This is a genomic window from Methylobacterium nigriterrae (assembly GCF_037106235.1).
Lineage (GTDB): Bacteria > Pseudomonadota > Alphaproteobacteria > Rhizobiales > Beijerinckiaceae > Methylobacterium > Methylobacterium nigriterrae.
Map to the genome: position 1 here is coordinate 1 of NZ_JBAWTG010001072.1, position 250 is coordinate 250.

Consider the following 250-nt stretch of genomic DNA (forward strand, 5'->3'; position numbering starts at 1 on the left):
GACCGTGGTGGACCCGTGCCGCTTGGCCGCGACGGCGTAGGGCAGATCGGCCCGGCTCAGCTTCAGGATGTCCGTCGCGGTGCCGAGCCAGTCCAGAACGTCGTCGGGCAGGCCGACGCGGATGCGCCCGCCGATGACCGCGATGGTGGCGGGCACCGCCCCGTTCGCGCACACCACGGCCTCCACGTCACGCGCGGTGGCGACGTTCTGAGGATAGGGCATGCCGTGGGTGATGATCGTGGATTCGAGC

1 protein-coding gene is annotated in these 250 nt (G+C 70.8%); it reads right to left on the reverse strand.

The genetic code is table 11. The features are described from left to right. Positions 1-250 (reverse strand): pseudouridine-5'-phosphate glycosidase (locus WDW90_RS40285; protein ID WP_336493133.1); only part of this gene is annotated, 250 nt, incomplete at both ends.